Genomic DNA, 24,253 nt, shown 5'->3' on the forward strand with positions numbered 1-24,253 from the left:
GATTTAATTTCCACCTTCATCCGGCATTAGGGCAGGGTCGGCAGAACATTGGGTCGACTGGTCGGCGTAGCAGGAATGCTAGGCGTCGTAGTCGTCGGTGCGGGAATCGCCGGGATCGACGGAACCGTTGGCGTTATAGGAGCCGCACTGATGTCTGGTGTCTTGGGAAGAACCAGAGGAGGAACCGTGTTGTTCGTGGTCGCACTTGGAGCCGGTGCCGAGATCGGAGGAACCGTAATGTTCGTTCCAGGTGTGAAGCCTAAACCATTCGAACTCGGCATCATCCGGCTCATCGGAGGAGCCGCGGGTGCCGGACCCCCGGGACCACCCATATAAGGATTGGGAGCGTCCATGGCCGGGGTGAACGGAGCCTGCAGGTCGATGTTCCCCACTCGAATCACGAGCAGAATCGTACCGCGTTTCTGAGCTTCGACAATCGGATCAGCCCCGGGTTCCAGTCGAGAAGACACCACTTCGGAAGGACCAGCTACGGTGCTGATATCCTGGAACTGCGGATCGGGCAGGTAGATTACCTTGACCAGGAAGTTTCCAGAAGCCACCTGTGCGAAGTCTTCATCCGAGAACGAGACTGGAACCGAGCTGTGGGCCAGGTAAGTCGCCGTCTTCGGCGTGGCCGGATAAACTTCCAGCGTCGGGAACAGAGCCAGCGTCGGCTGGTTCTGGATACCCCAGATCTTCAGACGGTAGATGCCACCCTGAAGGAAGTTGTAGCGAGCCGGAGACTGAAGCAGTGGATTCTCGGGCAGACCGTTGGGGCCGTACCAGGAGATGTTCATGCCAGCCGGTTCTGCAAAGCGAACCGAGGTGCGGGCATTGATCGGCATCTGCGGACCACCCGCGGGCAGTGCACCGATAGCAGCGACTGCACCGGCAGGTCCCATACCGGGAACCGGTACGATGCCGCTATGCATCGGGTGGAATCGGGGCAGATCCGAGCCGAATCCGCCACCACCCGGGTTGCCGCCTATATAGCCGCCACCGGAACCGTTACCGCAAGTGGTGCATCCACCACCGCTGGTATCACGGAAAAGTCCGGCTTGTTGAACGCCGCCGTAGTTGCCGGCATCCAGATAACTGGTTTGAACGACTTTAGGAGTCGTCAATTGTGCGGTTCCGGTGTAGCCAACCGGAACGGGTGTACCCATGGGACCTTGTACGTGTGCAAGTTCCTGTCGAGCGTAGTTCGCTTGGCCAAAGGTGCTACCCGGCCCGGATTTTTCCGGCGTCATGCAGCCACTAAGGCCGGCCAACAGCATGAACGCTCCTGCGGTTCGCTTCATACTTTCCTTCTCCCGGTCGTTGCGCCCGTGGCTTTTCGCCGGCGGTTGCCGATGGTTCCTCGCGTTGGAGGAACCGATACATTCCATACGTCACTCCTGTATTCGTCTTTCCGACCGACTGAACTTTGAAGAAAAATCGGCAAGGCACGCTTATTCCGCAAACTCAACAGATTCGATAGCGAACAGTTACCCCGCCAGGAGAGCTTTAAACGAAATAATCCATCCAAATAGCCTATCTTGTCCGGTAATCGAATTCCCGTTAGATACTGGCGGCTCACTATTCCTTCAGGTAGACTGGTAAAAGCTGATAAATTTCCCACCCGGGAGTGTTCCGATGCGAAAAATGGCCGCCCTGATCTTCCTCATTTTCTCGATTGCGCTCAATCAATCGGGAGACCTGCTCAATGCTCGGCAAGCCGCGGACAAGAAAGAGGAGCCTAAGAAGAAAGAGGAACCGGGTAAAGAGGCTAAGAAGGAGGCCCCCAAGGAGGCTCAAAAAACCGCTCCCACTCGTCCCATACTTCCGGGCTTGGGCTTATTTGGCGGAGGAAATAAAGCACCCGCCGTGGAGCCTTTCAATCAAGAAAAGGCGGATATTGAACTTCTGAAATCGGTACAGGTGGAGAATAACGGTCCGGCCCTTCTCGATCTGATCCGAAAACGCACGTTGGATGTCGATTCCAGAAATCGGCTCCAGAATCTGATTGTGAATTTGGGTGATGAATCCTTCGAGGTTCGCGAACAAGCTTCGGATGATATCGAGAAGTTTGGGCCGATCGCAGTTCCTGTAATTAAGCAGAAAGAGAGAACGGGAGAACCGGAGGTTGTCCGACGCTGTATGCGACTCCTGGAAAAGATCGACAAGGTGCCCACGACCGGAGTCATCGCCGCGGCCTGTCGACTCTTGGCCAAGCACAAGACCGAGGGGATACCCGCCGTATTGTTGGCCTATGTTCCTTTATCCGACGAGGATAGTCTGACTACCGAGATTCAAAACACACTTCAATCTGTGCATGCGAAAGGGGATCAGCCCGATCCGGTTTTGTGGCAAGCCACGAGTTCGAAGGATCCGGTGATTCGCGGTATGGTTCTGGAGATATTCGCTCGAAGTCCTTCAGCGCAATTGCGCTCCAAAGCTCAGGAAATCGCTTCCAAAGACACGGATCTCGATATCCAACTTAGGACCTATGTGGCCCTGATTCAAACGGGCAAGGATAAAGCGCTGGTACCGGCTATGATTCGCCTCATGGGGGAAGTCCCCATGGATAAAGGCTGGCGAGCCGAGGAAATGCTTTGTCGTCTGGCGGGGGATAAAGCACCGGCCGTGGCCTTGGGAACTGATGAAGCAAGCCGCAAGAAAGCGCGAGACGCCTGGGACGCCTGGTGGAAGCAGAACGGTAAAGACGTAAATCTTGCAATTCTGGATCAGGTGGAAAGGCTGTTAGGTTACACGTTGAGTGTACAACTCGATCAAAACCAGTTCATGGGACGTGTGATCGAGTATGGACCGGATGGCAAGGAACGCTGGAGCATCAAAAATCTGAACTATCCCACTGATGCGATCATCATGCCCGGAGAAAAAGTCCTCATCGCAGAGCAGAACACCGCTTCGGTTTCACTAAGGGACATCAAGACAGGTAAGGTGGAGTGGACGAAGTCCTATTATTCTCCCATATCTCTGCAGCGTCTGAATAATGGTCACATTGTCATCGGCTGCAGAAATCAGATCGTCGAATTGGATAACAACCGCAATCAGATCTTTACATTCGATCGCAGCAATTTCCACGACGTGGCCGCGGCCGCGAAATTGCCGAACGGAAATTACGTTTACCTTTCGACGCAAATGGGAAACCTTCAGATCATCGATAAGAACGGTAAAGGAGTAAAGACGATTCAAACTGGGCCTGTCAATTATTCTGCGAGCTTGCAGTTGCTGCCGAATAATCACATTCTGATCACGCAACGGGCGGGAATAGTGGAGTTCGATCTGGAATCCGGCAAAAGCGTTAAGACGATTCCGGCTTCCAATCCCTTCTCGGCTTTCCGTTTACCCTCTGGAAACACGCTGGTGGCTTTCAGTAACAACCAGAAAATTTCAGAACTCGATCGCGAGGGTAAAGAGACCTGGAAAGTATCCACGGATAACTTCCGACCTTTGAGAGTGAGCAAACGATAGTCTCTGAACGCGGGGGCAAGAGTCCCCCCCGCGGTGTTACGAAATTTGTTTCGAGGAATTCGACAAGCAGTCGCCCTCCGCCTTTTTCCTGATCCGGCTGTAATTCGCGTTCCCCAGGCTATAATACTTTTACCTGCCTGATATTTCTCTGTTCTGTTCCCTCCTCGGATTCTCTGATGAAATACACTCCATCATTTTTCGGATCCGCTTGCGTAATCCTTCTGTCGAATCTGTCGGTAAATGCTCAGGCGAAAACCGATCCCGACCATGCCGCCAAAATGCAGGCGGGGCTGGAAATATTCAAATCGAATATCCGCCCCATGTTCCTGAAGAACTGTCTGGAGTGCCACGGCGGGAAATCGACGAAAGCCGATGTCGATCTCAGCACGCGCGAGGCACTCGTTAAATCTGAGATGCTGGGAAAGTCTGGCGAAAGTAGCTCGCTCTACAAAGTCGTAGCCCACCTGGAAGAACCCTACATGCCGCATAAGGCCGCTAAGTTGCCGGATGCGGAAATAGCTCTACTGAAAAAATGGATCGATCTTGGTGCCCCTTACGACAAGCCTCTTATCGACGGCAAACAACCGGGTAAGAAGGGAATCGTCGTTACCGATTCGGATCGCAATTATTGGGCGTTTCGCAAGCTCCAAACGCCGGCCGTACCCAGCGTGAAAGAGGCCAGCTGGTTGAAAAACCCAATCGATTCCTTCCTCCTGAGTGCCATGGAACAACATGGCCTCAAGCCGCTTGCGGCTATCGACCGCCGAGGCTTAATTCGACGGGTTTATTTCGATTTGATTGGTTTGCCGCCCGAGCCTCAAGAAGTCCAGGCCTTCGTCGATGCGAAAGATTTTGCCTCGGCCTATCAAGGAATTGTTGAGAAGCTACTCAATAGCCCGCAATATGGCGAGCGTTGGGCCCGGCATTGGCTTGATGTCGCTCGCTATGGGGAAAGCCATGGATTCGAGCACGATTACGATCGGCCGTATGCGTTCCACTATCGCGATTTCGCGATCAAGGCTCTCAACCAGGACATGCCCTACGATCAGTTTTTACGCTGGCAACTTGCCGGAGATGAGTTCGCTCCCCAAGATCCACTCGCACTGGCGGCTACGGGTTTTCTCGCCGCAGGGGTTTATCCCACACAGATCACAAATCGGGAAGCCGAGCGAGTTCGCTATGATGCGATGGACGATATGCTCTCCACGACCGGGAGCGCGATGCTTGGTTTAACAATTGGTTGTGCCCGCTGCCACGATCACAAATACGATCCTATTCCCAGTGCCGACTATTATCACCTGCTCTCTGCCTTCACCACTACCGTCCGAGCCGAAATCGATTGGGATTTTGGAACGGATGAAGAAAAGAAGGCCATGGCGGATTTTGAAACGCGAATGAAAGCTTTGGTTGCCGCTCGAACAAAGTACGAGACCGAGGAGGTCTCTAAAAAACTCCCAGCCTGGATAAAAGAACACGTGGAGAAAGGCGATGCCAAAACTTTATTGAGCAAGGCCGGGCCGGAATTTAAGTTGGAAGGGATCGCCGCCAAATTCCCGAAGGAAGTCAGAGGAGCGATCCCGAAATTAACCAAACCGGAGGAGCAAAGTATCCTCCAGTGGTTGAAAAGTCAGGATACTAGATGGCAGCAGTTAAATAGCGAAGCGAACTCCTTTCAGAAGAAAAAACCGAAGGAAACCCGCAGTAAAATGCAGATCTGTTCGGAAGGCGTGCCGCCCATGCGACATCATACCGCCACAGGAGACATTCCGGACTTCTACCCCAAGACTTATCTCCTCGCTCGAGGGGATGTCGATCAGAAAACTCAGGAAATGGACTTGGGCGTGCTGCAGGTACTTTCCAAAAATGGTGAGGTCGTCTCCCCCAGTAAACCGCAGAATGCTAAAACCTCTTTCAAGCGGGCCGGACTGGCGAACTGGCTGACGAATCCTCAGAATGGTGCCGGAAATCTGGCTGCCCGGGTGATGGTCAATCGCGTCTGGCATTACCATTTTGGCCGGGGTCTGGTCGCCACGATCAACGATTTCGGGATTCAAGGGGAAAAGCCCAGTCATCCGGAACTGCTTGAATGGCTGGCAGACGACTTCATCCAGCACGGCTGGCAAATCAAACGATTACACAAAATGATTGTGCTCAGTCACGCGTACCAGATTGGGAACACCGGGCACGAGGCGAATGCAAAAATCGATCCCGAGAATAAGTACCTTTCGTATCATCCTCCGAGAAGAATGGAAGCCGAGATCATCCGGGATAATCTCCTCGCGGTCAGCGGCCAACTCGACAGGACGATGTTCGGTCCCGGAACACTGGATGAGGGGATGAAGCGAAGGAGTATTTATTTTCAAATCAAGCGTTCGCGGTTGATACCGATGCTTCAGGTCTTTGATTGGCCGGATACTCTGACCAGTGGTGGGGTTCGTCCCACGACGGTGATTGCACCACAAGCACTGGTGTTTTTGAACAATCCTCACGTCCGAAACTATGCGGCGGCCTTTGGACAGAAATTGAAGAGCACGGCCCAGGAAGATACCGAACTCGCCGTACAACTCGCCTATAAGATCGCCTTTAGCCGCTTACCTTCGGCTGAGGAACAGAAAGCGGGGGCCGCTTTTCTGAATTCGGCTCAAGGTGATGGCTCGAAATTGGATCGAGCCCTGACCGATTACGCTTTGGTTCTGATGAGCCTCAACGAATTTATCTTTGTGAATTGAGCTTGGACACTCGGAAAGTCAAGGCGAACTCGCTACGAGTAGGCCAGAGGAAATATCATGCAGAATAATTTCAGCTTTTCCCGCCGTGAACTCCTGGCTCGATGCGGCGGAGGTTTGGGGTCCATCGCCCTGGCTTCCCTGCTCAATGACCAGGGCTTGTTGGCCGAAGAGAAATCACTCAATCCACTCGCTCCGAAGAAACCGCATTTTCAGGCGAAGGCCAAGGCAGTCATTTGGATCTTCATCAACGGCGGGCCCAGTCAGGTCGATACCTGGGATTACAAGCCCGAACTCGTTAAAAGAGATGGCCAGCAACTGCCCGGATTCGACAAATCGACCGGCTTCTTTGTGAACGATGTCGGACCGTTAATGAAATCGCCGTTTGAATTCAAACAGTACGGCCAGTGCGGCAAATATATCTCCAGTATTTTCCCGAACCTTTCGAAGCACGTCGACAAGATGGCCTTTATTCATTCGCTCTGGTCCGAGTCGAATAATCACAGTCCTGCTTTGTTCATGATGAATACCGGGATTCCCCGGATGGGAGCCCCTTCGGTAGGATCCTGGGTGACCTACGGCTTGGGTTCGGAAAACGAAAATCTGCCCGGCTTCGTGGTCATGTCCGATCCCAAGGGGCGCGGGCTTCCCAAAGGGCATTCTCTCAACTGGACGAGCGGTTTTCTGCCTGGGGCCTATCAGGGGACCTGGCTGAAACCTTCGGGAGATCCTATCGAAAACATGCACCGTGCCGGCGGAGTTTCAGATAGCGATCAGCAGTCGCAAATTGCGCTGATGGAAAAACTGAACAAAATTCAAATCGATCAGATGGGTGCGGATCCGCAAATGGAAGCTCGCATCAAGAGCTTCGAGTTGGCCTATCGCATGCAGTCGGCTGCCCCGGAGGCATTGGATTTCGCAAAAGAAACCAAAGCCACGCAGGAGCTCTACGGTATTGGCCGTCCGGAATGCGATCACGTTGCCAAGCAATGTTTGATTGCCCGACGGTTGGTGGAAAGAGGGGTTCGCTTCGTTCAGATATATTCCGGCGGCATGGAAAATGAACGCAGCTGGGATGGCCATATCGACATTAAAGGAAACCATACGCAGTTTGCGGGAGAAAGCGATCAACCGGTGGCCGCCCTTCTTACCGATCTGCAGCAAAAAGGCCTTTTGGACTCCACCTTAGTTATCTGGGCAGGGGAATTCGGACGTTTACCCATCTCACAGAAAGGGGCACGACCCGGCCGCGATCACAATCCCAACTGCAACACCGCCTGGATGGCGGGGGGCGGAGTTAAAGGTGGAACCAGCTACGGCCAGTCGGACGATGTTGGCTTTAAAGCCGCGATCGACAGGGCCGATCTCCACGATTTTCACGCCACGATCCTTCACCTGCTCGGTTTGAACCACGAAAAATTGACTTACTTTACAAATGGCCGAAGATATCGGCTGACGGATGTCAAAGGTAAAGTGATTCAACCGATTATAGCCTAGCCAGGATAAGACGATGAAAGCCTACGAACTTCAAGCATTCGAGAAACAGTATCGATTGGTGTTCAGCGAACGCCCGAGTAAACCACTTAAAGAGGACGAAATCCGAGTCCGCGTCAAAGCCTGCTCGCTCAACTATCGGGATCTGGTAAATCAGAAAAATCTCGCCGGTCGGAAAGTGGATGGCCGTATTCCCCTTTCCGATGGGGCCGGAGAAGTGGTGGAAATTGGTGCCACGGTTACCCGCTTCAAGCTGGGGGAACGCGTGGCGGGCTGCTTTTTCCCCAAATGGATTGACGGCCCATTTCTGATGAGCAATCATCAAAACGACCTGGGCGGTACAATCGATGGCATGCTGGCGGAAGAAGTCATCGGATCTGAACAGGGCTTCGTTTCTATCCCGAAAAATCTCACTTACGAAGAAGCCGCTTGTCTTCCTTGTGCCGGCTTAACGGCTTGGTACGCTCTGACAGCGCGCGGTAATTACCAGTCAGGTCAGAGCATACTTGTTCTGGGGACTGGAGGCGTTTCCATTTTCGGCCTCCAATTCGGTGTGGCACTCGGTGCAAAAGTCCTCGTGACTTCGAGTAGCGATGCCAAACTGGAACGTACCCGAACCATGGGAGCATCTGCCACGGTGAATTACAAACTGACTCCTGCCTGGGAGAAAGAAATTTTTCAGCTCACGGAGAAAAGAGGGGTCGATCACATTTTGGAAGTCGGCGGACCGGGTACGCTCGAGAAATCCATCGCCTGTTTAGCGGCCAATGGCACGATTGCCCTGATAGGAGTCCTAACCGGTTTTGGCTCTCCAAACACCAGTCTATTTCCGTTGGTTGCTAAAAATGCCCGGTTGAACGGCATCTATGTCGGATCGCGAGTGGAGTTTGAAAAAATGAATGCTTTTATCGAAGCCCGGAATATTCATCCGATTATCGATAAAGTGTTCGCGTTTTCCCAGGCGGAAGAGGCCTATCGCTATCTGGAAAGCGCCAGTCACTTTGGCAAAGTGGTGATCAAGATGGATTAGGCAACTTGAAAAGCTTCCTGGCGTTCACGGTAGTCGCCACGCCCAAGTGAGCCTCGGAAACTCCTCGTAACTCTGCCAGAAATTCTAGAGTGTGCTTCACGAAAGCCGGTTCATTTCTCCGGCCTCGATGCGGCATTGGAGCCAGATAGGGACTGTCGGTTTCGACCAGTAACCGATCCTCGGGAATTCGCCTCGCGGCGAGTCGAATCTCCTCCGCATTTTTAAAAGTCACCATGCCCGCGTAAGAGATATGCAACCCGCATGCTAAGCAGGCTTCGGCTACCTCCGGACTCCCGGTGAAACTGTGCATCACCCCGGCAACCGGCCCTCGTTTTTCGAAATGCTTCTTCAAGCAATCCACAATGTCCTGCTCGGCCTCCCGGCAATGGATGATTACCGGCAGATTCAGTTCGGCCGCATAATCGAGATGTTTGAAAAAGTACTCGATTTGAAGATCGAAAGGTGCCTTTTTCCAGTACCGATCCAGTCCGGTTTCGCCGATCGCCACCACGCTGGGATCGCGAGCCAGTTCTTGAATTCGTTCCCAATCGCCCGGGTTTATTTCGTGAACGTGATTGGGTTGGATCGCTACGGCTGCTCGCAGTAGCGGATGCTTGGCGGCCAGTGACACAGAAGCTTCGCTGGTTTCCCGATCAATTCCAATGGTAATGATGCGTTCCAGTCCGGCATCCAGCGACCGCTGTAGCACCTGAGCTAAATCGGTCTGGAATCGATTGTCATCCAGGTGGGCATGAGTATCAATTATGGGATAGGTCATGGTCCAGATCTGAAAAAATCCATCTCGTTATGGTGCTGTTCCTGCAGTGGGGATAAGGTCGCCTGACGAGACATTCTCTCAAGTGGGTTCCAGAGAATTCCCAGAACCACAACCGCCGATGCCGCCAGCATTACGTAACCCGACTGGTAGGGAGAGACTTTACGATAATGCTCCTTAACTGGAGGATCATCCAGTATCATCACCCGCAGGACGCGAAGGTAGTAGGCCGCACTGAGGATAGTATTGATAGCGGCGATAATCAATAAGGCGTAGCAGATTTTTCCCGCTAGGGGGAAGATTACCATCTGAGATCGACCCGTCTCCACCAATGCGGCGAAGATCTGAAATTTTGCGGCAAATCCTACCAGTGGCGGTATGCCGAGTAACCCGAAAATCGCAATACTGAACCCCGCCACTAGGAACGGGGCTCGCTTCGCGATTCCCGCATAATCGGCGATCAATTCAGAGTTCGTCGCATTTCTCAGAAAGCAGACAGCCCCAAATGCGGCGAGGTTCATGAAAAGATAACCGGGCAAATAGAAGAGAACCGCAGCAGCTCCCGATTCATTGTAAATCGCCAATCCCATGAACATATATCCTGCGTGGGCAATAGTCGAATAGGCCAGCAGTCGTTTGATGTTTGTTTGTCCGAAGGCAGCGAGATTTCCCAAGGTGCAAGTAGCCGCGGCAATGCACGCTAAGATTGGACCGATAGAACTTGAAAGCGTCATGTGGGCAGCACTATCCGCTGAACCCCAGAGAAGAATGAACAGTCTGGTTGTCAGCAAGAATGCGGCGGCTTTCGAGGCAACCGAAAGATAGCCGCCCACTTCGGCGGAGGCCCCTTCGAATACATCCGGTAACCAGAAGTGAAAGGGGACTAAGGAAAGCTTGAATGCCAATCCAACCAGGACGAGACCCAGTGCGGCCAGAGCAGTAGCTGGCATCTTACCCTCGCGAAATTGATCACTCCACTGGTGAGAAATGGTGCTGAGATTCCCCGTACCGTAAATCGAGGTTAATAGACTGATGCCATACAGCATCACTCCCGAAGCGGCCGCCCCGTAAACGACATACTTCAGCGCGGCCTCGCTGGCCCGACGATTTCCTTTGAAAAAACCGCTCAAAGTATAGCTGGGAATGCTGGCCATTTCCACCGCGATAAAAACCGTGAGTAAATGATTGGCCTCACTCATCAAAAACATACCGAGCGTGGAACCCAGAACCATGACGTAGAAATCGGGAGAATCTTCCTTGTCCGGAACTCGGGACAATAGGGTAAGCAGAATGAATAGAAACAAGGCGGCGGACAAGACGACTCTGCCAAATAGGGCCAGGGAATCCAGCACCAGCAAATCGGAAAAAAGGAATCTTCGAAAAACCTGATTTGGTTCGACTTCGATCAGGTGTCGCACACACGCGGCTAGAGTGGCCCCGGCGGCTCCCAGAGCTATCGAGCCCATATGAAGTTTCTGGAACGGTCCGAATAAACGAAGAAACAACATCAGGACCATTGCCAGACAGAGTATGATTTCCGGCAGGAGCCAGAGCAGATCGGCCGTCAGCCCCGCTTGCAGTCGTCCAAAGGATATCGAGTTAGGAAACATGTTTTATTTCTTAGTAAGTTCACTTAAGTCGACTGAGGGATTCGACCAGATTGATCGCACTCGGCTCGCTCCAGGAAAACATCAGGTTCGGGTAGACTCCCAGGGCAATGGCCAAGACTACAAAGCACAGGAGCACAATCGCTTCACGGAGAGAGACATCAGGGTATAAAGCCTCGAATTTTTTCGTGCCCATGAACACCCTCTGCCAGGTCCAGAGCAGGTAGCTGGCAGTGATGATTGTGATCAGTATGGCCGCGATAGCAAAGCCTGGATGGAACTGCCAGCTTCCCATCATGATGCAGAACTCTCCAACGAAACCGCAAAGGCCTGGCAGACCCATCGATGCAAAGAACAGTATTGCACTCAGGCCGCCATAGAGAGGCATCATGCCCCAGATGCCACCGAAGCGGTTTAAATCCCGATGATGAGCCCGATCGCAAATCACCCCAACCACAAAGAACATTCCGGCGGAAGATATCCCATGAGCGACCATTTGGAATATCGCCCCGTTCACGGACATCGCCCAATATTTGGCCCCCAGGCCCCCGGACCAGGCGGCAATTCCGAGAACTACATAGCCCATGTGACTGACCGAACTGTAGGCGAGCATTTTCTTGAAGTCGCTTTGGCCCATGGCCACAAAAGCTCCCCAGACAATTCCCGATACTCCGATCAGGCCGACCCAGAATGATAATTGTTCTGCGGCGAAAGGACAGATGGGATATGCTAATCGCAATAACCCATACCCGCCGAGTTTCAGCAATATCCCGGCCAGGATCATGCTCACCGGTGTAGGAGCTTCCACGTGAGCATCGGGCAGCCAGCTATGCAGCGGTACCGTAGGCACCTTCACGGCAAATCCGATGAAAAGCAGGGCGAACAGAAGATATTGATAAGCGGGGCGGAAGAACGGCTGATGAAAGCGCTTTTTGGCTTCCTCCAATGAAACTCCTGGGCCCAGCAAATGAAACCGTTCTTTTTCCAAACGCTGATCGGCCAGCGGTTTCCAGGGTGAAAGAAAATCTTCTTTGCCGAAGAGTCGAACCGCGGCGGCTTGCCCGGCTCGAGAGATAATGGCAAGGTCGAATGTGTGGACTTCCACTCTCGCCAACGCCTCGGTGTCCGAAAGTTTCTTGTTTTCGACATCCAGAGCCGTTTTTTTTAGATCTTCTTTTTTGGCCTTCACGATGTTGCTATCGACGAAATCCTGCAAATCGGTGCTGTAACAGAAGATCATCGCAATGAGGATGAGAACTCCACCGGTCTGAGTGTAGATGAAGAATTTTAGGGCAGCATATTTACGCCTGGCTCCACCCCATAATCCGATGAGGAAGTACATCGGAATCAACATGATTTCGTAGAAGACGTAGAAGAGGAAAAAATCGATTGCCAGGAAGGTACCGAGAACTCCCGTTTCCAGAAGCAGAATCATGCTGAGGTAGAACTTCAAGTTTTTTTGAATTTTCCAACTCGCAATGATACTCAGGAAGATCACCACGGCGGTCAGAATTATTAAAGGCAGACTGATGCCGTCGATGCCGAGAGCGTAGTTGATATCGTAATGTTCGATCCATTTGTAACGGGCCACCCAATCCCGGGATAGACGGGGCCCTGGAACGTCTTTGGCGGCGGCGATATGGGCTTCCATCGCTCGCCATTCGAGCGTGCCCTCGGGAGATTGCATCGGCCGTCCATTAGGATCGAGCTTCGAATCGAGCAGGGAATAGTAATCGATCAACAGGAAAAGGCTCAGCATCAGCGTAAAAGCGGCGCCAAAAAGTGCAAACCACTTAATCGGCTCTTCGAATTTGCGGGGAATCAAAAGCAGCAGTAGACCGAAAGCGCTCGGTAGGAAGATCAACAGCGACATCATCATCAAATCGTATTCCTGCATCGTTCCCTCAATGAATCCAAGTAGCGTTGCCGGTCCGAGAGCCAGCCTAGTGGGATGCCATTAAAAGCGAGAGCAAGGCGAAGATACAGCCTCCAGTAATTACCAGCGTCAGAACATATCGTCTGATGCTTCCCGATTGTACTCTCCGAAGACTCAAACCCAGTTTGAACAACGTCAGGCCAATTGCATTAATCCAGCCATCCAGGCTATTCAACTGAATCGTGCAATCAATCTTGTCCGGATTCTTGCCGGGAGACGTTTTGTCCATGCGGGCGAAATCGTCCGCTACCACGATTGTGGGTTTTACAAAGATCCTGTCGTAGAGTTCATCGAAGTACCATCTGTTCAGGAAGAAATTATGCAGCCAATTCGGATTGGCCTCTTTCGCCAGGGCAAATTCCAGCTTGACTACGAAGAGCAGGTAGGCGGCCAACGATCCCAGAGCCGCCAAGCCCAGCGCGAGAGCTGTCACGACCAGATGACCGTGATGTGCGGTTTCGATGCTTCCGGCAAATTGCGAGGAAATAAAAGTAGGCTCCGCCTTGGCAAGCGCCTCGCCCAACTGACTTGCTTCCACATCCCAGAGCGGCCATCCCCAGGCTATTCCCAGGCTGCAAAATGCTAGGATAGCCAGCGGCAACACCATGATTGTCGGCGATTCATGCACTTTTTCGTAGATATGCTGGTCACGCGGCTTGCCAGTGAAGGTGAGGAACCACATTCGGAACATGTAAAAGGCAGTCAATCCGGCCGTGAAAACAGGCAGCACGAATAGAAGGATATGCTTTCCCTCGTGAAGACCGAAGCCGTAGGCGGTTGTGAGGATTCTTTCCTTGCTATACCAGCCACTGAAAAAGGGGGTTCCAATGATAGCCAGTACGCCAAGCAGCATAGTGACGGCTGTTATTGGCATCTTGTGGCGAAGTCCACCCATTTTCCGAAGATCCTGCTCGTGATGGCAACCATAAATTACGCTACCAGAGCCGAGGAACAAAAGCGCTTTAAAGAAAGCATGCGTTACCAGATGCATAAGACCGGCCACCCAACCACCTACTCCCAGGGCCAGCATCATGAATCCCAACTGGCTGACAGTGGAATAGGCTAGCACTCGTTTAATATCATTTTGAGCGACCGCGATGGTGGCCGCCAGGAAAGCCGTGAAGGCTCCCGTGTAAGCAATAAGTATCAAAACTTCTTCGGCGAATAAAGGAAAACAACGGCCTACGAGATAGACCCCGGCCGCCACCATGGTCGCGGCGTGAATCAAGGCACTCACCGGGGTGGGCCCCTCCATCGCATCCGGAAGCCAGGTGTGGAGCGGGAATTGGGCTGACTTGCCGACACAGCCCAGAAATAACCCCGCGCCCATCACTAGGAACAGCCAGTAAGGCAGGGCCATGAAGTTCATGTCGTTATCTTCGGGGGGTGTCTCCTCCGAACAGACTTGCCGGTCTTCAAAGTCGGCAACTCTCCACTGCGAAGGAAATATCAGAAGGTACTTTCCGTGAACATTCAGTTTCATCTGGTTGGCGTCATCGCCATTGCGATCGCCGCGCAGAAACTGATTGACTAATTCCGGAGGTGCGGTGCGTCCGACCCGATCGACCTCGGGAGTACGGATCTTGGCGAAGATTTCCTGAAAGTTGAAAGTGCCAAAGTAAAACCAGACGATTGCCAGACCGATGAGAAAGCCGGCATCGCCTATTCGATTCATAATAAACGCTTTGTTGGCGGCCAATCCGGCCTTTTTCCGTTCGTGATAAAAGCCGATCAGCAGGAAGGAACAAACGCCGACCAACTCCCAGGATAAGAAAACCTGGAAGAGATTGTCAGCGATGAGGAGATTGAGCATGGAGAAGCAAAACAGGCTGAGATAAAGAAAAAAGCGACCGAAGCGGCCGTGTCGATGAATGTGGGCTTCATGATCGTTCACCTCAGAATTGGTTTCTTCACGCATATATCCGAGCGAGAAAATGAAGATTAGGGAAGCGATGAAAGTGACCATCGCGAAGAGAATTGCGGAAAGAAGATCGATCCGATACCCCAACTGCAGAGCGGCCCCATGATTTTCCATTGCAGCTCTGGGGAACATGGGAAATCGCAACCAATCCATGCGGCCGGTGTAATCTCGACTGAGTTCTTCCGTAGAACGACCCAGAACCTGGCTTAGACCGAATAGAGCCAAAACCGCACTTATTAACATGCAGAATGTGCAAAAGTATGCACCGATTCGCGAAGGTTGGTATCGACCGGTAATTCCTCGAATGAAACCGGCAATCAATAGGATCGTGCAAGCCGCCAGCGGCAGCAGTGTGGCCATAACATAGAGCGAACCGGGTTTAGCGAGGAATTCAGACATGCTTAACCTTTGAGTTCCTCCGCGCGGTCTACGTCAATCGTTTGGTGATTGTTGTAAAAATTGAGAATGATCGCTAAAGCCACCGCCGCCTCGGCCGCGGCCAGGACAATCACTATCAACGCGAACACCGGCCCTTCAATTGCCATTTTGCTATCGTATTTCGCCGATGCGACGAAATTGATATTGGACGCGTTAAGGATGAGTTCCACACCCATCAAGATGCCGATGGCGTTCCGCTTAGACAAAATGCAGATCAATCCGCATGCGAACACAAAAGCGCTCAGTACCTGATAATGGACTAGCCCGACTTCGTTCATTTTCGGGCCTCCATTTTCGTACCGGGGCGCTTAGCGCGGGCCATATAAGCTGCCCCAATTAGTGCGACGAGTAACTGGATCGAAATGATTTCGAAGGGGAACAAGTAACTCGGATTGTTCGGCTTCTGATCGACCAGACCCAAAAACGCCATTCCTAAACTGCCAACGCTCGCTCCTGTAGCGGGATGTCGGGGCATGGGAGTCTTTTGTTCCGCGACTAAAGTGTTCGCAATCAGTCCGAAAATGAGCAAGCCCAGAATGCCTATGCCTATGAATTCGACAAGAGTTGGCTTGAGTTTCAGGAAGGCTTGCTGCGAAGTCAACATCACTGCGAATACGACAAGAACCATGGTTCCGCCCACGTAGATGATCAGTTGAGTCGCACCGACGAATTCGGCACCAAGCAGGAAATAGAGTAGGGCAATTCCGAACAGCGAACCCAGCAGCCATATCGCGCAGCGAACGATATTCTGGGATAGTACCAGGCCTGCCGAGGTGAATCCGATCACACTCGCGAGCAACCAGAATAAAAATGCTTCAGTGGTCATAGGTTTTTAGTTAATGGCGTCGGCAAACTTTCCCAAGCACCCATCAATCGGCCGCGCGCGGCAATTTTCGGAGCGGTAAGTAACTTGTAGATTATGACGCCAGCGCTTGCCAGAACCACGGCCAAGGCAAAAAATTTCCAGCTTTGACTTAGCGCGGCAGGCGCCAGCAACTGCCAGAGGCAGACCCCCAGAAACAATCCACAACTGATGGGCAAGAAGTATTTCAGGCAGGTCATCATCACCTGATCGATTCGCAATCGGGGCAGCGACCAGCGCATCCACATCATCAGGAAAACCAGACACCAGCCCTTAAGCACAAACACAATCAGATTGAGCAAATGGCCCGCCAGCCCGAACTGCACACTCGGCTCGAAGGGCAGAAATCCGGTATGCCAACCCCCCAGGAACAATAGAGTGGCAATGCCGCTCACCGCGAACATGCTGGCGTACTCCGCCATGAAGAAGAAAGACCATCGCAGGCCGCTGTATTCGGTATGGAACCCGGCCACAAGTTCGCTCTCTGCCTCTGCCAAGTCGAAGGGAGCTCGCTTACAACCCGCAGTCGCGCAGATGAAGAAAATCCAGAAAGCGCAAAAAGTAAATGGATCGTGAAAAATCAACCAATCGAAGACATAACCTTCCTGTTGTTTCCCAATGGTATTGAGATTGAGCGTCCCGCTGATCAATACTGGAATCAGCACGCAAATGCCGCGGGGAACTTCGTAGCTGACAACCTGAGCCGCTTCGCGAATTCCCCCAAAGAGAGACCATTTGCTGGCCGAAGCATAACCGGCCAGAATCACGCCAAAAACTTCACTCGCGAGAACGGCGAGAATGAAGTAGACCGCGACCTGCAGTTCCTGCCCGACGAGATCGGCCCCGAAGGGCAGAGCTATGAAGGAGACGAACGAAGCGGAGAAAGCGATGTAGGGGGCGATGCGAAAAAGAATTCCATCGGCCGCAGTCGGCATGAAATCTTCTTTCAAGAGAAGTTTTATGCCATCCGCGATGGTTTGAAGCCAACCGTATTTGCCCCCGACACGCGTCGGTCCCAGCCGGTCCTGCATGCGACCGGCTACCTTTCGCTCCAGCCAAATGAAGAACAATGCAGATACAGCAACGAAGTTCAGGACAACTCCGCCGACGATCAGCGCGAGAACCACCGTAAGGAACGGTTCGGGGATAAAGGAAAGCCAAGTCCGAATCATGGAGAGAGACGTACCCGGTTGGTCTTCGAAATCAATTGGGGATACTGTACACTTCTTTTATGCGAAAGCAATCATGGAATCCTGACCCACGTCGACGATCCTATGCCGTCCGGCCAGGATTGAAGGTTGGAAAATCGAATTCCCATCGGAAACGACCGGGCGCAGAAAAAGTCGTGACCGTGGATTTGTCCCGGATAGCACGGGTCGAGGCGGCCTTATTTCTAGCCGATGAGCCGATCTCCGCCCGAAAGTTACTGCAGGTCACGGGGGTCTCCAATAACGAAATCCTAACCGGGGCACTACAATCGCTCCGAAACCGCTACGAAGCGGAAGGATCTCCGTTTCAGATTCACGAGATCGCCGGTGGTTATCAACTTCTGACCAGGCCTCAGTATCATCGCTGGCTGAGTCGGCATTTTCATACGGCTGACCAACTCAAGCTCACATCCGCGGCCATGGAAACGCTTTCGATCGTGGCTTATCGCCAGCCGATCACCCGAGCCGAGGTCGATCAGCTTCGTGGAGTGCAGTCTCAGGAGATGCTGAATCAACTCATAGAAAGGGGGCTGGTCAAAGTTACCGGGAGACAGGAATCGCTCGGCCGGCCGGCGTTGTATGGCACGAGCCGTCAATTTTTGCAGGTTTTCGGCTTGAAATCGATCCACGATCTTCCACTGATCGATTAAAGAACTGGAATTTTTTTAATTTTCGCAAATCACTTAACAGCATTCGCGAAGAGCCCATTGACCACTCCGGTATAATCTTTCAGAAATTCCACATGGACCCTCGGCCCGTAATCCGGGCACCCTTTACTGAGTAATCACCGCCTTCTCAGGGCACGCAGGATCATCGATCTCCGTTCTTTTTCCTGCGAACTCATTGCAGTCTCAAACAATCTTTAATTCGTTTTCAACAAGTGAAAATTCACACCGAGGAAGGTACGTCCATGTTCGAATTCCAAATGCATTTGCTGGCTAATTCCGACCCCAAGGGATTCTTGGAAAGAATGGGTTTAAGTGCGGAAATTATTTTGATCGGCGGATTCCTCATGGGAATCCTCGCCGGGTTCTGGTCCAAAATCAAAGCTCTCCTTTGGCGCGTGATCAGCGCACTCGTACAGCGTGTGGAGATCCATACGGAAACCGGCCATAACGCACTCGTCGCACACCTGGTGGCAAAGTATCCTCGCTCGAGACTTTACGATCGCATGTACGGGGCCTCCTACGAGCACTACCGCAATGGGAGATTTGGCATGGTTCCTTACGAACAGTTCGGATCCCGAACCATGATCTTCTGGAAGGGCAGAATCCCGTTTCTGTTCAGTAACGCCATAGAATCCAAGGCGGCAACCGCCAAAAGTGGTTCTCAAGGCAACAATGAGGATGTGGCCAAAATTTACTCCACGATCACCTTCTTCCGAGGCTCTCTCGATGTAGAGCATTTGTTAAAGGAAGCTTGCGATTCGAGTAATAACCTCTCCTGGTCGGTTGCCTCAGCTCAGGAGCAAAGCCGAAACCGTTTCGTAATTCATTTCGTCCCCAACCGCAAGGATGAGGACGGAGGCCACAATTACGGAAGCAACGGTCTGGCCTGGTATCAACAGGGCTATTATCGACTGCTTTCGCACAAGCCAGATGAGTTGGGAAAAGCACCGCTTCATAACGGCAGCGCTCTCTCCAATCTGATTTTCCCTCAGCGGGTGAAGGACCTTATCAAAGAAATCGAGCTGTGGCGAAATAACAGCGATTGGTACCGCCAGAAGGGCATTCCCTGGAAAAGAGGATGGTTGTTGTACGGCCCTCCGGGTACCGGTAAGACGGCCCTCGCACGAGCATTTGCGGAAGATTTGAACATGCCGATTTACGTGTACAACCTGGCCGAAATGAACAACTACGACCTGATGAAAGCTTGGAGCGAGATGCAAGTCAACGTCCCTTGTATTGCGCTGATTGAAGATATCGATAATGTGTTCCACGGTCGGGAAAATGTCGCTCGGCGCGGTTCGATGTTCCCGATGATGATGCCCCGGCATCACGATAAAGAGGGTGAAGAAAAAGATCATAAAAACCCCAATCCCTTTGCCCCGCTGACCTTCGACTGTCTTTTGAACTGCCTCGACGGAGTGGAACGGGCGGATGGTGTATTCACCATCGTCTCGACCAACGATCTTTCCAAAATTGATCCGGCTCTCGGCTTACCGCGTAAACTCCCCGATGGAGAAACCGAATTCATCAGCACTCGACCCGGGCGAATCGATAAGGCGGTTGAGCTGACTTACATGGAAGCGGCCGACAAGAAGCTGATGGCCCGGCGAATCCTCGCCGAATATCCGGAAGCTTACGAATCGATGCTCGAATTTATCGATAAGTTTCCAACGATGCTCGAAACCCCCGCCCAATTCCAGGAACGGTGCGGCCAAATCGCGCTCAAAGAATTCTGGAAAGAGAAAGAACGAGCCGAACAGCAAAATCAGCGATGCGAAAAGCAAAATTACTGTGGAAATTTTGTCGGGCCGAGAATGCCAAAAGAGGCAATGGAGGTCCCGGATTTTTCGACGGAGGAGACGCAATTGGAGGTGCCTAGAGTCAAGTGACATCCCCGGGAGGCTCAATCAGAATGACCCTCCGAGCTCCAAGTAAACTAGGATTGTTACTTGGCAGACTCTTTCTTAGCGGCGTTCAAAGCCGCAAGTGTTCTCTTTCGCTCCGAGGTGAATTTCCACCAAGGGGTTTTGGGGCCGCCATCCATATAACGCACGGCTGCGATAAAAGTGTCGAGAACGCAGGGATCCTGCTTCTCGTTAGTGATTTTGCAAAGCGAGTAATACATCTGGTAGGGATCTTCACCTGCCAGATCGCTCGGTTGTTTGTAGCCGAGCTGTCGCAAATCGGCCGCGAGGGAAACCCCAATATTCGGAATATCTTCAAATTTGTTTACGTTACTTCGGCTGGAGGATTTATTCGCACGTTTCATTGCCGACCTCCCGTGAACTATTTCTTCGATGCAGCACTGTTGATTATATTCAGCAGTGCATTCTTTCCTTCCGCATCCTGACCCAACTCCCAGATCATGATGCCACCCAGTCCCGAGTCCCGCGCATAGGCAGTTTTCTTCTGAATTGTTTTTGGGCCGTTAAAGTAGATCGCATCGTGTTCATCGCTTTCAGGCGGTAAAACCTGTTTTTCAACTAGTTGCCGGTAAGTCAAAGTGGTGTCCGGAGCGTTGATTTTCCTTCCATAAAAAGGCACGCCGAGCAGCAGTTTCTCGGCAGGAGCTCCTTGAATCTGCAATTTGCGAACGTCCTCAACAGCGTTCTCAAAAGTGGAGTGCTTTCCGGTATGATCGTAAGCCATCAGATTGATGCTATCGACACTTTCGAAGCCGGATTTAGGCAATTTTTGCCAGGCTGCCAGGGTGACGCTGAGCAGTAGTCCTTGTGTCTGCAGTTCCTTGTGGCAGGTTTTCAGAAGATCCGCATAATCATTTTCTTCCCTGGCATTCTTGGGATGTTCCCAGTCGATATCGATGCCATCCAGCCTCTTCTCGAGGCACAACTGAACTGCAGATTTGGCGAACAGAGTGCGAGTTTCCTGACTGCTGGCTAGCTGGAAAAATTCCTGCGATCTTTCCCAGCCGCCAATGCATAGGAGCAGTCGAACGCGGTATTTTGTCTTCGCGGCCTGGAGCTTTTGCCAGGGTGTATTCCGCAATCTGTCCAACTTGATGGCACCGTCCTTACCAGCCTCGGCCGAGAAAATAATCAGATCGGTGAGATTTTGAATTTTGGAGAAATCGTAATCGGCAATTCGATAATCTGGAAGGTAACCCGCAATTCGAAAAGGAGCTTTTTCAGAATTGCCCATTTGGGCTTCGGCAGCGTAATTTAAACCTAGGAAAAGGGTAAGAAGTAAGCCGAGTTTATGCATGGAGAGGTTCCGATCTCGGAAGCGGATTTTCGCCAGTTTCAAATTGTCTCTGGAAGCAAATCTATTTTGGCAAACCTGTCGTGTCCAGGAATTCCGCGCTAGCTGAATCCGCCGTCCGCAACCAGCCGGGAATTCTCCGCAAGGATAACATCCAAAGTATGCTTTCTTGGGTAATACGCGTCAGGAGCCACATACCGATGATCATTCCCAGTGTCATACCCGTGAAACTGAGCAAAGCTCCGGTTTGAATCTGATCAGTGACGATCCGGGAGGCCAGCCAACCGCCGGCAAACATTCCCAAAACCATCCCGACGTTTCCACCTGTAAACATCGCAAATCGATGATACCGCAAATTGGGATGGGGCCGTCGGGCCGCAAATAGCATGGCCAAGTTCGAAAACATGAGCATGAGCAACCACATCCACGGCTTGAATACGCCTCTGTGCATGGCCTCGACGCACTCACAGGTACCGAGATTCTGGAACGGCTGAAACGAATTGTCGGCCCACCAACCCAGCAGCATCCCGAAGTTGCCCAGGGAAATCATTCCAAAAGACATATCGAGATCATGGCCGATCTCTTTTTGGTTCGACCATAAGAGAGACAGTATCCCGCCGCAGATAGTAAATCCGAGGATTACCAGATTGGCCGCGGTACCCGTCAGTTCCAGCATTCTCACTGCCATCCAGGCCTGGCCAAAAAACGCCGCCATGTGAAGGAACATTTTGAGCGTCAGGCCCAAGTCGAAACGGGCTTTCGCTACCGGGATCGGGGGAGCAAAGCAGTGATCGAAATTAGCGGGGACTCCAATTCGTACGCTGGACCACGCCACCAGCAGGCTGGAAAACACCATGAGAAGTGCTGCCGTAATTGGGTGCAGCATACCGCAAGCGGCCAGTGACACCCCAAGAATGTTATAAGCTGTCGCCCGGAAGATATTACGGCGGACGACCCGCATGGCTTCCCGACTTAAGGCCATCGCCCAGGGGATTACGCGAAGATCCGTCGTGTACATTACAGCGTCTGAGGAACCCAGTGCGATGTCAGTTCCCGAAGCCATAGCGAAACTGACGTGCGCCGTTTTTAAAGCGGCCGCGTCGTTCACTCCATCGCCAATCATGATGGGATGGCGACCCTTATCGATGAGCCGTTGAATGTGGGACTGTTTTTCTTCCGGGAGTAAATTGCCCAGCGAGTGCTGAAGGCCGAGAGCTTCCGCTCGCTCCGTACGATCCCCGGTCAGAACCTCGAACGGAATCTGCATTCGCTGCAGACTTTCCAGTGTGTCGGAGGCGGAATCGCGAAGTCGCTCGGTGAGAACCGCAAGACCCGCAACAGCTCCATCCAGTGAGAATGCAATTTTGTGGCCTTCCCGATGCAGCAGTTGCGATTCCAGCTGAAACAGAATTTCGCCTTTTTCATCGAGCCATTCCGGACGGCCGATTTTTACCTCGTGTTGTTCTCCAGAGGCATCTCGGATGATGGCCCGTACGCCGCGACCCGAGAATGTTTGGAAAGAAAGAACGTTAACATCCGAGCCCGTAATCAATTCCGCAAACGGTCGAGCCACCGGATGATCGCTTTTCTGCTGCACGGCTCCCAGCCAACTCAATAGTTCCTGCCGCTTGACTCCTTTCTCCGTGGTGACCAAATCCGTTAGAGCATAGCGATCTTCGGTCAGTGTGCCGGTCTTGTCGAAGAGGACGCTATCGGCCGTGGCCAATCGCTCGATGACATCGCCCGATTGAACGACTATCCCTCTTTCCGCCAGACGTCCCAAAGCTGACCAGAGTACGATGGGAGTGGCCAATCCTAAGGCACAAGGGCAGGCGACAAGGAGTACCGACATGGATCGGAATGTTCCGGTCTGCCAGCCGGCGACACTCGTCCAGTAAGCAAAAGTGCCACCGGCAAGGATGAGGAGAATAGGGAGAAAAATGGCCGTGAGGCGATCCGCAATCGACTGAACCGAAAGCGGTTTGGATTTCGCCTCCTCGACCGCATTCAAAAGACGATCAATCTGCCGTTCTTTTCCGGGCTTCGTCGCTTCCACGCGAAAGAGCGCATCGTAGCTGATTGTACCGGCAAGAATCTGATCCCCTTGTCGACGAACCACCGCGAAAGGCTCTCCCCTAACAGCGGCCTCCGAAACGAAGCCAGTTCCTTCCCGGATGACGCCGTCCACGCTGAACGATTCCCCAGGGTGAACTTCGACACGATCCCCAATCTGCACTTCGGAAACGGGAATATTTCGCGTTCGACCGTTCGAGTCGACTAAGCGGGAAGTGGCGAGTTCTTTTGCCCACTGCCGAGAGGAAGCCAGTGCAGCCGCCCGACTTCGAGCGCCAATGGCTTTTCCCAGCGAGTAAACCACTAAAAGAACGCTGACGACTTCAAAATAGATGGGGCCAGAACCTGAAATGAAGGATTGTAGGGAAGCTGCCATTGCCCCGACGAGGGTCAGGATAAACAACAGTTCCACGGTAATTCGTTTCCGCGAGAGTTCAGAAAGAGTGTTCCGAAAAAGTGGCCAGCCGAGGAGTGCCACGACGACCAAAGTCGCTGCCAGGATGATGCCATGAACGATCAGCTTTACGGTTCGTGGTGTATCGTCGTGGAGGTTAATCCCCAGACCAAAAATCATCGATTGCCCGATGATGAACAGGCTAACTCCCAGACGGATAGAGAAACCGTCTAACTTCCAGGAATGATTTGAAGGTTGTTTAAGCGAAGCCAGATCGGCTTCGCCCAGGCTTAAGCAGCCAAAACAGCAGTAATTTGCGGGAGGAGTATTAGGCCAGGGCCGGCCCTGATATCCCTTTCCGGAGATCAATCCTTTGCAATAATCACACGTGCGGGACATAGCAGAATCCCACCCGGATGACTTCT

The 24,253-nt window shown here is 52.4% G+C and carries 17 protein-coding genes; 6 read left to right on the top strand and 11 right to left on the bottom strand.

Translation table 11 applies throughout. The annotated features are described in order from the left end of the window. Positions 1 to 26: 26 nt before the first annotated feature. Positions 27 to 1,301 (bottom strand): hypothetical protein, encoded by a 1,275-nt coding sequence (locus KIH39_RS04795; protein WP_213498128.1) that lies wholly within the window; start codon positions 1,299 to 1,301, stop codon positions 27 to 29. A gap of 334 nt (positions 1,302 to 1,635) precedes the next feature. On the opposite strand from KIH39_RS04795, the gene KIH39_RS04800 reads away from it, so the two are divergent. From KIH39_RS04800 to KIH39_RS04815, 4 genes are all read left to right on the top strand, one after another. Next, the gene (locus tag KIH39_RS04800; protein ID WP_213498129.1) at positions 1,636 to 3,477 is read left to right on the top strand and encodes an NHL repeat-containing protein; all 1,842 of its coding nucleotides are present in this window, start codon (positions 1,636 to 1,638) and stop codon (positions 3,475 to 3,477) included. Positions 3,478 to 3,653: 176 nt separating this feature from the next. After that, positions 3,654 to 6,206 carry a DUF1553 domain-containing protein gene (locus KIH39_RS04805; protein ID WP_213498130.1) on the top strand — a complete coding sequence of 851 codons (2,553 nt, stop codon included), beginning with the start codon at positions 3,654 to 3,656 and terminating at the stop codon, positions 6,204 to 6,206. A 57-nt stretch (positions 6,207 to 6,263) separates the two neighbouring features. Further along, a complete protein-coding gene (locus tag KIH39_RS04810) occupies positions 6,264 to 7,700 on the top strand; it encodes a DUF1501 domain-containing protein (protein WP_213498131.1) in 1,437 nt (478 codons plus the stop codon). A 13-nt stretch (positions 7,701 to 7,713) separates the two neighbouring features. Continuing rightward, positions 7,714 to 8,727 (top strand): zinc-dependent alcohol dehydrogenase family protein, encoded by a 1,014-nt coding sequence (locus KIH39_RS04815; protein ID WP_213498132.1) that lies wholly within the window; start codon positions 7,714 to 7,716, stop codon positions 8,725 to 8,727. Here KIH39_RS04815 and KIH39_RS04820 read toward each other — a convergent pair. From KIH39_RS04820 to nuoH, 7 genes are read right to left on the bottom strand one after another with little or no spacing between them, the layout of a single operon-like run. Then, entirely contained in the window at positions 8,714 to 9,505 is a 792-nt protein-coding gene (locus KIH39_RS04820) for a TatD family hydrolase (protein ID WP_213498133.1), read from the bottom strand. The two genes, KIH39_RS04815 and KIH39_RS04820, sit on opposite strands and share 14 nt — an antisense overlap. Next, positions 9,502 to 11,112 (bottom strand): NADH-quinone oxidoreductase subunit N, encoded by a 1,611-nt coding sequence (locus KIH39_RS04825; RefSeq protein WP_213498134.1) that lies wholly within the window; start codon positions 11,110 to 11,112, stop codon positions 9,502 to 9,504. The genes KIH39_RS04820 and KIH39_RS04825 overlap by 4 nt, the downstream gene beginning before the upstream one ends. 19 nt (positions 11,113 to 11,131) lie before the next feature. Further along, entirely contained in the window at positions 11,132 to 13,006 is a 1,875-nt protein-coding gene (locus tag KIH39_RS04830) for a complex I subunit 4 family protein (RefSeq protein WP_213498135.1), read from the bottom strand. 46 nt (positions 13,007 to 13,052) lie between these two features. Then, positions 13,053 to 15,365 (bottom strand): NADH-quinone oxidoreductase subunit L, encoded by a 2,313-nt coding sequence (gene nuoL / locus KIH39_RS04835; RefSeq protein WP_213498136.1) that lies wholly within the window; start codon positions 15,363 to 15,365, stop codon positions 13,053 to 13,055. A gap of 2 nt (positions 15,366 to 15,367) precedes the next feature. Further along, positions 15,368 to 15,682 (bottom strand): NADH-quinone oxidoreductase subunit NuoK, encoded by a 315-nt coding sequence (gene nuoK / locus KIH39_RS04840; protein WP_213498137.1) that lies wholly within the window; start codon positions 15,680 to 15,682, stop codon positions 15,368 to 15,370. After that, the gene (locus KIH39_RS04845; protein ID WP_213498138.1) at positions 15,679 to 16,230 is read right to left on the bottom strand and encodes an NADH-quinone oxidoreductase subunit J family protein; all 552 of its coding nucleotides are present in this window, start codon (positions 16,228 to 16,230) and stop codon (positions 15,679 to 15,681) included. The genes nuoK and KIH39_RS04845 overlap by 4 nt, the downstream gene beginning before the upstream one ends. Beyond that, entirely contained in the window at positions 16,227 to 17,438 is a 1,212-nt protein-coding gene (nuoH, locus tag KIH39_RS04850; RefSeq protein WP_246539525.1) for an NADH-quinone oxidoreductase subunit NuoH, read from the bottom strand. Before nuoH ends, KIH39_RS04845 begins: the two co-directional genes overlap by 4 nt. Before the next feature lie 173 nt (positions 17,439 to 17,611). Between nuoH and scpB the strand changes: the two genes are divergently transcribed. Beyond that, complete coding sequence (gene scpB / locus KIH39_RS04855) at positions 17,612 to 18,124, top strand: SMC-Scp complex subunit ScpB (RefSeq protein WP_246539526.1); 513 nt, start codon at positions 17,612 to 17,614, stop codon at positions 18,122 to 18,124. Positions 18,125 to 18,384: 260 nt separating this feature from the next. Further along, complete coding sequence (locus tag KIH39_RS04860) at positions 18,385 to 20,031, top strand: AAA family ATPase (RefSeq protein ID WP_213498140.1); 1,647 nt, start codon at positions 18,385 to 18,387, stop codon at positions 20,029 to 20,031. 56 nt (positions 20,032 to 20,087) lie between these two features. Here KIH39_RS04860 and KIH39_RS04865 read toward each other — a convergent pair whose 3' ends face one another. The 3 genes from KIH39_RS04865 to KIH39_RS04875 form a co-directional block, all read right to left on the bottom strand. Next, positions 20,088 to 20,411 (bottom strand): helix-hairpin-helix domain-containing protein, encoded by a 324-nt coding sequence (locus KIH39_RS04865; RefSeq protein WP_213498141.1) that lies wholly within the window; start codon positions 20,409 to 20,411, stop codon positions 20,088 to 20,090. 17 nt (positions 20,412 to 20,428) lie between these two features. Beyond that, positions 20,429 to 21,301 (bottom strand): glycoside hydrolase family 18 protein, encoded by an 873-nt coding sequence (locus KIH39_RS04870; RefSeq protein WP_213498142.1) that lies wholly within the window; start codon positions 21,299 to 21,301, stop codon positions 20,429 to 20,431. A 124-nt stretch (positions 21,302 to 21,425) separates the two neighbouring features. Beyond that, complete coding sequence (locus KIH39_RS04875; RefSeq protein ID WP_213498143.1) at positions 21,426 to 24,227, bottom strand: heavy metal translocating P-type ATPase; 2,802 nt, start codon at positions 24,225 to 24,227, stop codon at positions 21,426 to 21,428. Positions 24,228 to 24,253: the final 26 nt, after the last annotated feature.

The organism is Telmatocola sphagniphila (genome assembly GCF_018398935.1).
Lineage (GTDB): Bacteria > Planctomycetota > Planctomycetia > Gemmatales > Gemmataceae > Telmatocola > Telmatocola sphagniphila.

Coding starts and splice junctions, on each gene's coding strand:
- KIH39_RS04800 (WP_213498129.1), top strand. CDS start 1,636: ATGCGAAAAATGGCCGCCCTGATCTTCCTCATTTTCTCGATTGCGCTC.
- KIH39_RS04870 (WP_213498142.1), bottom strand. CDS start 21,301: ATGGGCAATTCTGAAAAAGCTCCTTTTCGAATTGCGGGTTACCTTCCA.
- KIH39_RS04820 (WP_213498133.1), bottom strand. CDS start 9,505: ATGACCTATCCCATAATTGATACTCATGCCCACCTGGATGACAATCGA.
- KIH39_RS04845 (WP_213498138.1), bottom strand. CDS start 16,230: ATGACCACTGAAGCATTTTTATTCTGGTTGCTCGCGAGTGTGATCGGA.
- KIH39_RS04825 (WP_213498134.1), bottom strand. CDS start 11,112: ATGTTTCCTAACTCGATATCCTTTGGACGACTGCAAGCGGGGCTGACG.
- KIH39_RS04805 (WP_213498130.1), top strand. CDS start 3,654: ATGAAATACACTCCATCATTTTTCGGATCCGCTTGCGTAATCCTTCTG.
- KIH39_RS04815 (WP_213498132.1), top strand. CDS start 7,714: ATGAAAGCCTACGAACTTCAAGCATTCGAGAAACAGTATCGATTGGTG.
- KIH39_RS04865 (WP_213498141.1), bottom strand. CDS start 20,411: ATGAAACGTGCGAATAAATCCTCCAGCCGAAGTAACGTAAACAAATTT.
- KIH39_RS04795 (WP_213498128.1), bottom strand. CDS start 1,301: ATGAAGCGAACCGCAGGAGCGTTCATGCTGTTGGCCGGCCTTAGTGGC.
- nuoH (WP_246539525.1), bottom strand. CDS start 17,438: ATGATTCGGACTTGGCTTTCCTTTATCCCCGAACCGTTCCTTACGGTG.
- KIH39_RS04830 (WP_213498135.1), bottom strand. CDS start 13,006: ATGCAGGAATACGATTTGATGATGATGTCGCTGTTGATCTTCCTACCG.
- nuoL (WP_213498136.1), bottom strand. CDS start 15,365: ATGTCTGAATTCCTCGCTAAACCCGGTTCGCTCTATGTTATGGCCACA.
- nuoK (WP_213498137.1), bottom strand. CDS start 15,682: ATGAACGAAGTCGGGCTAGTCCATTATCAGGTACTGAGCGCTTTTGTG.
- KIH39_RS04875 (WP_213498143.1), bottom strand. CDS start 24,227: ATGTCCCGCACGTGTGATTATTGCAAAGGATTGATCTCCGGAAAGGGA.
- KIH39_RS04810 (WP_213498131.1), top strand. CDS start 6,264: ATGCAGAATAATTTCAGCTTTTCCCGCCGTGAACTCCTGGCTCGATGC.
- KIH39_RS04860 (WP_213498140.1), top strand. CDS start 18,385: ATGTTCGAATTCCAAATGCATTTGCTGGCTAATTCCGACCCCAAGGGA.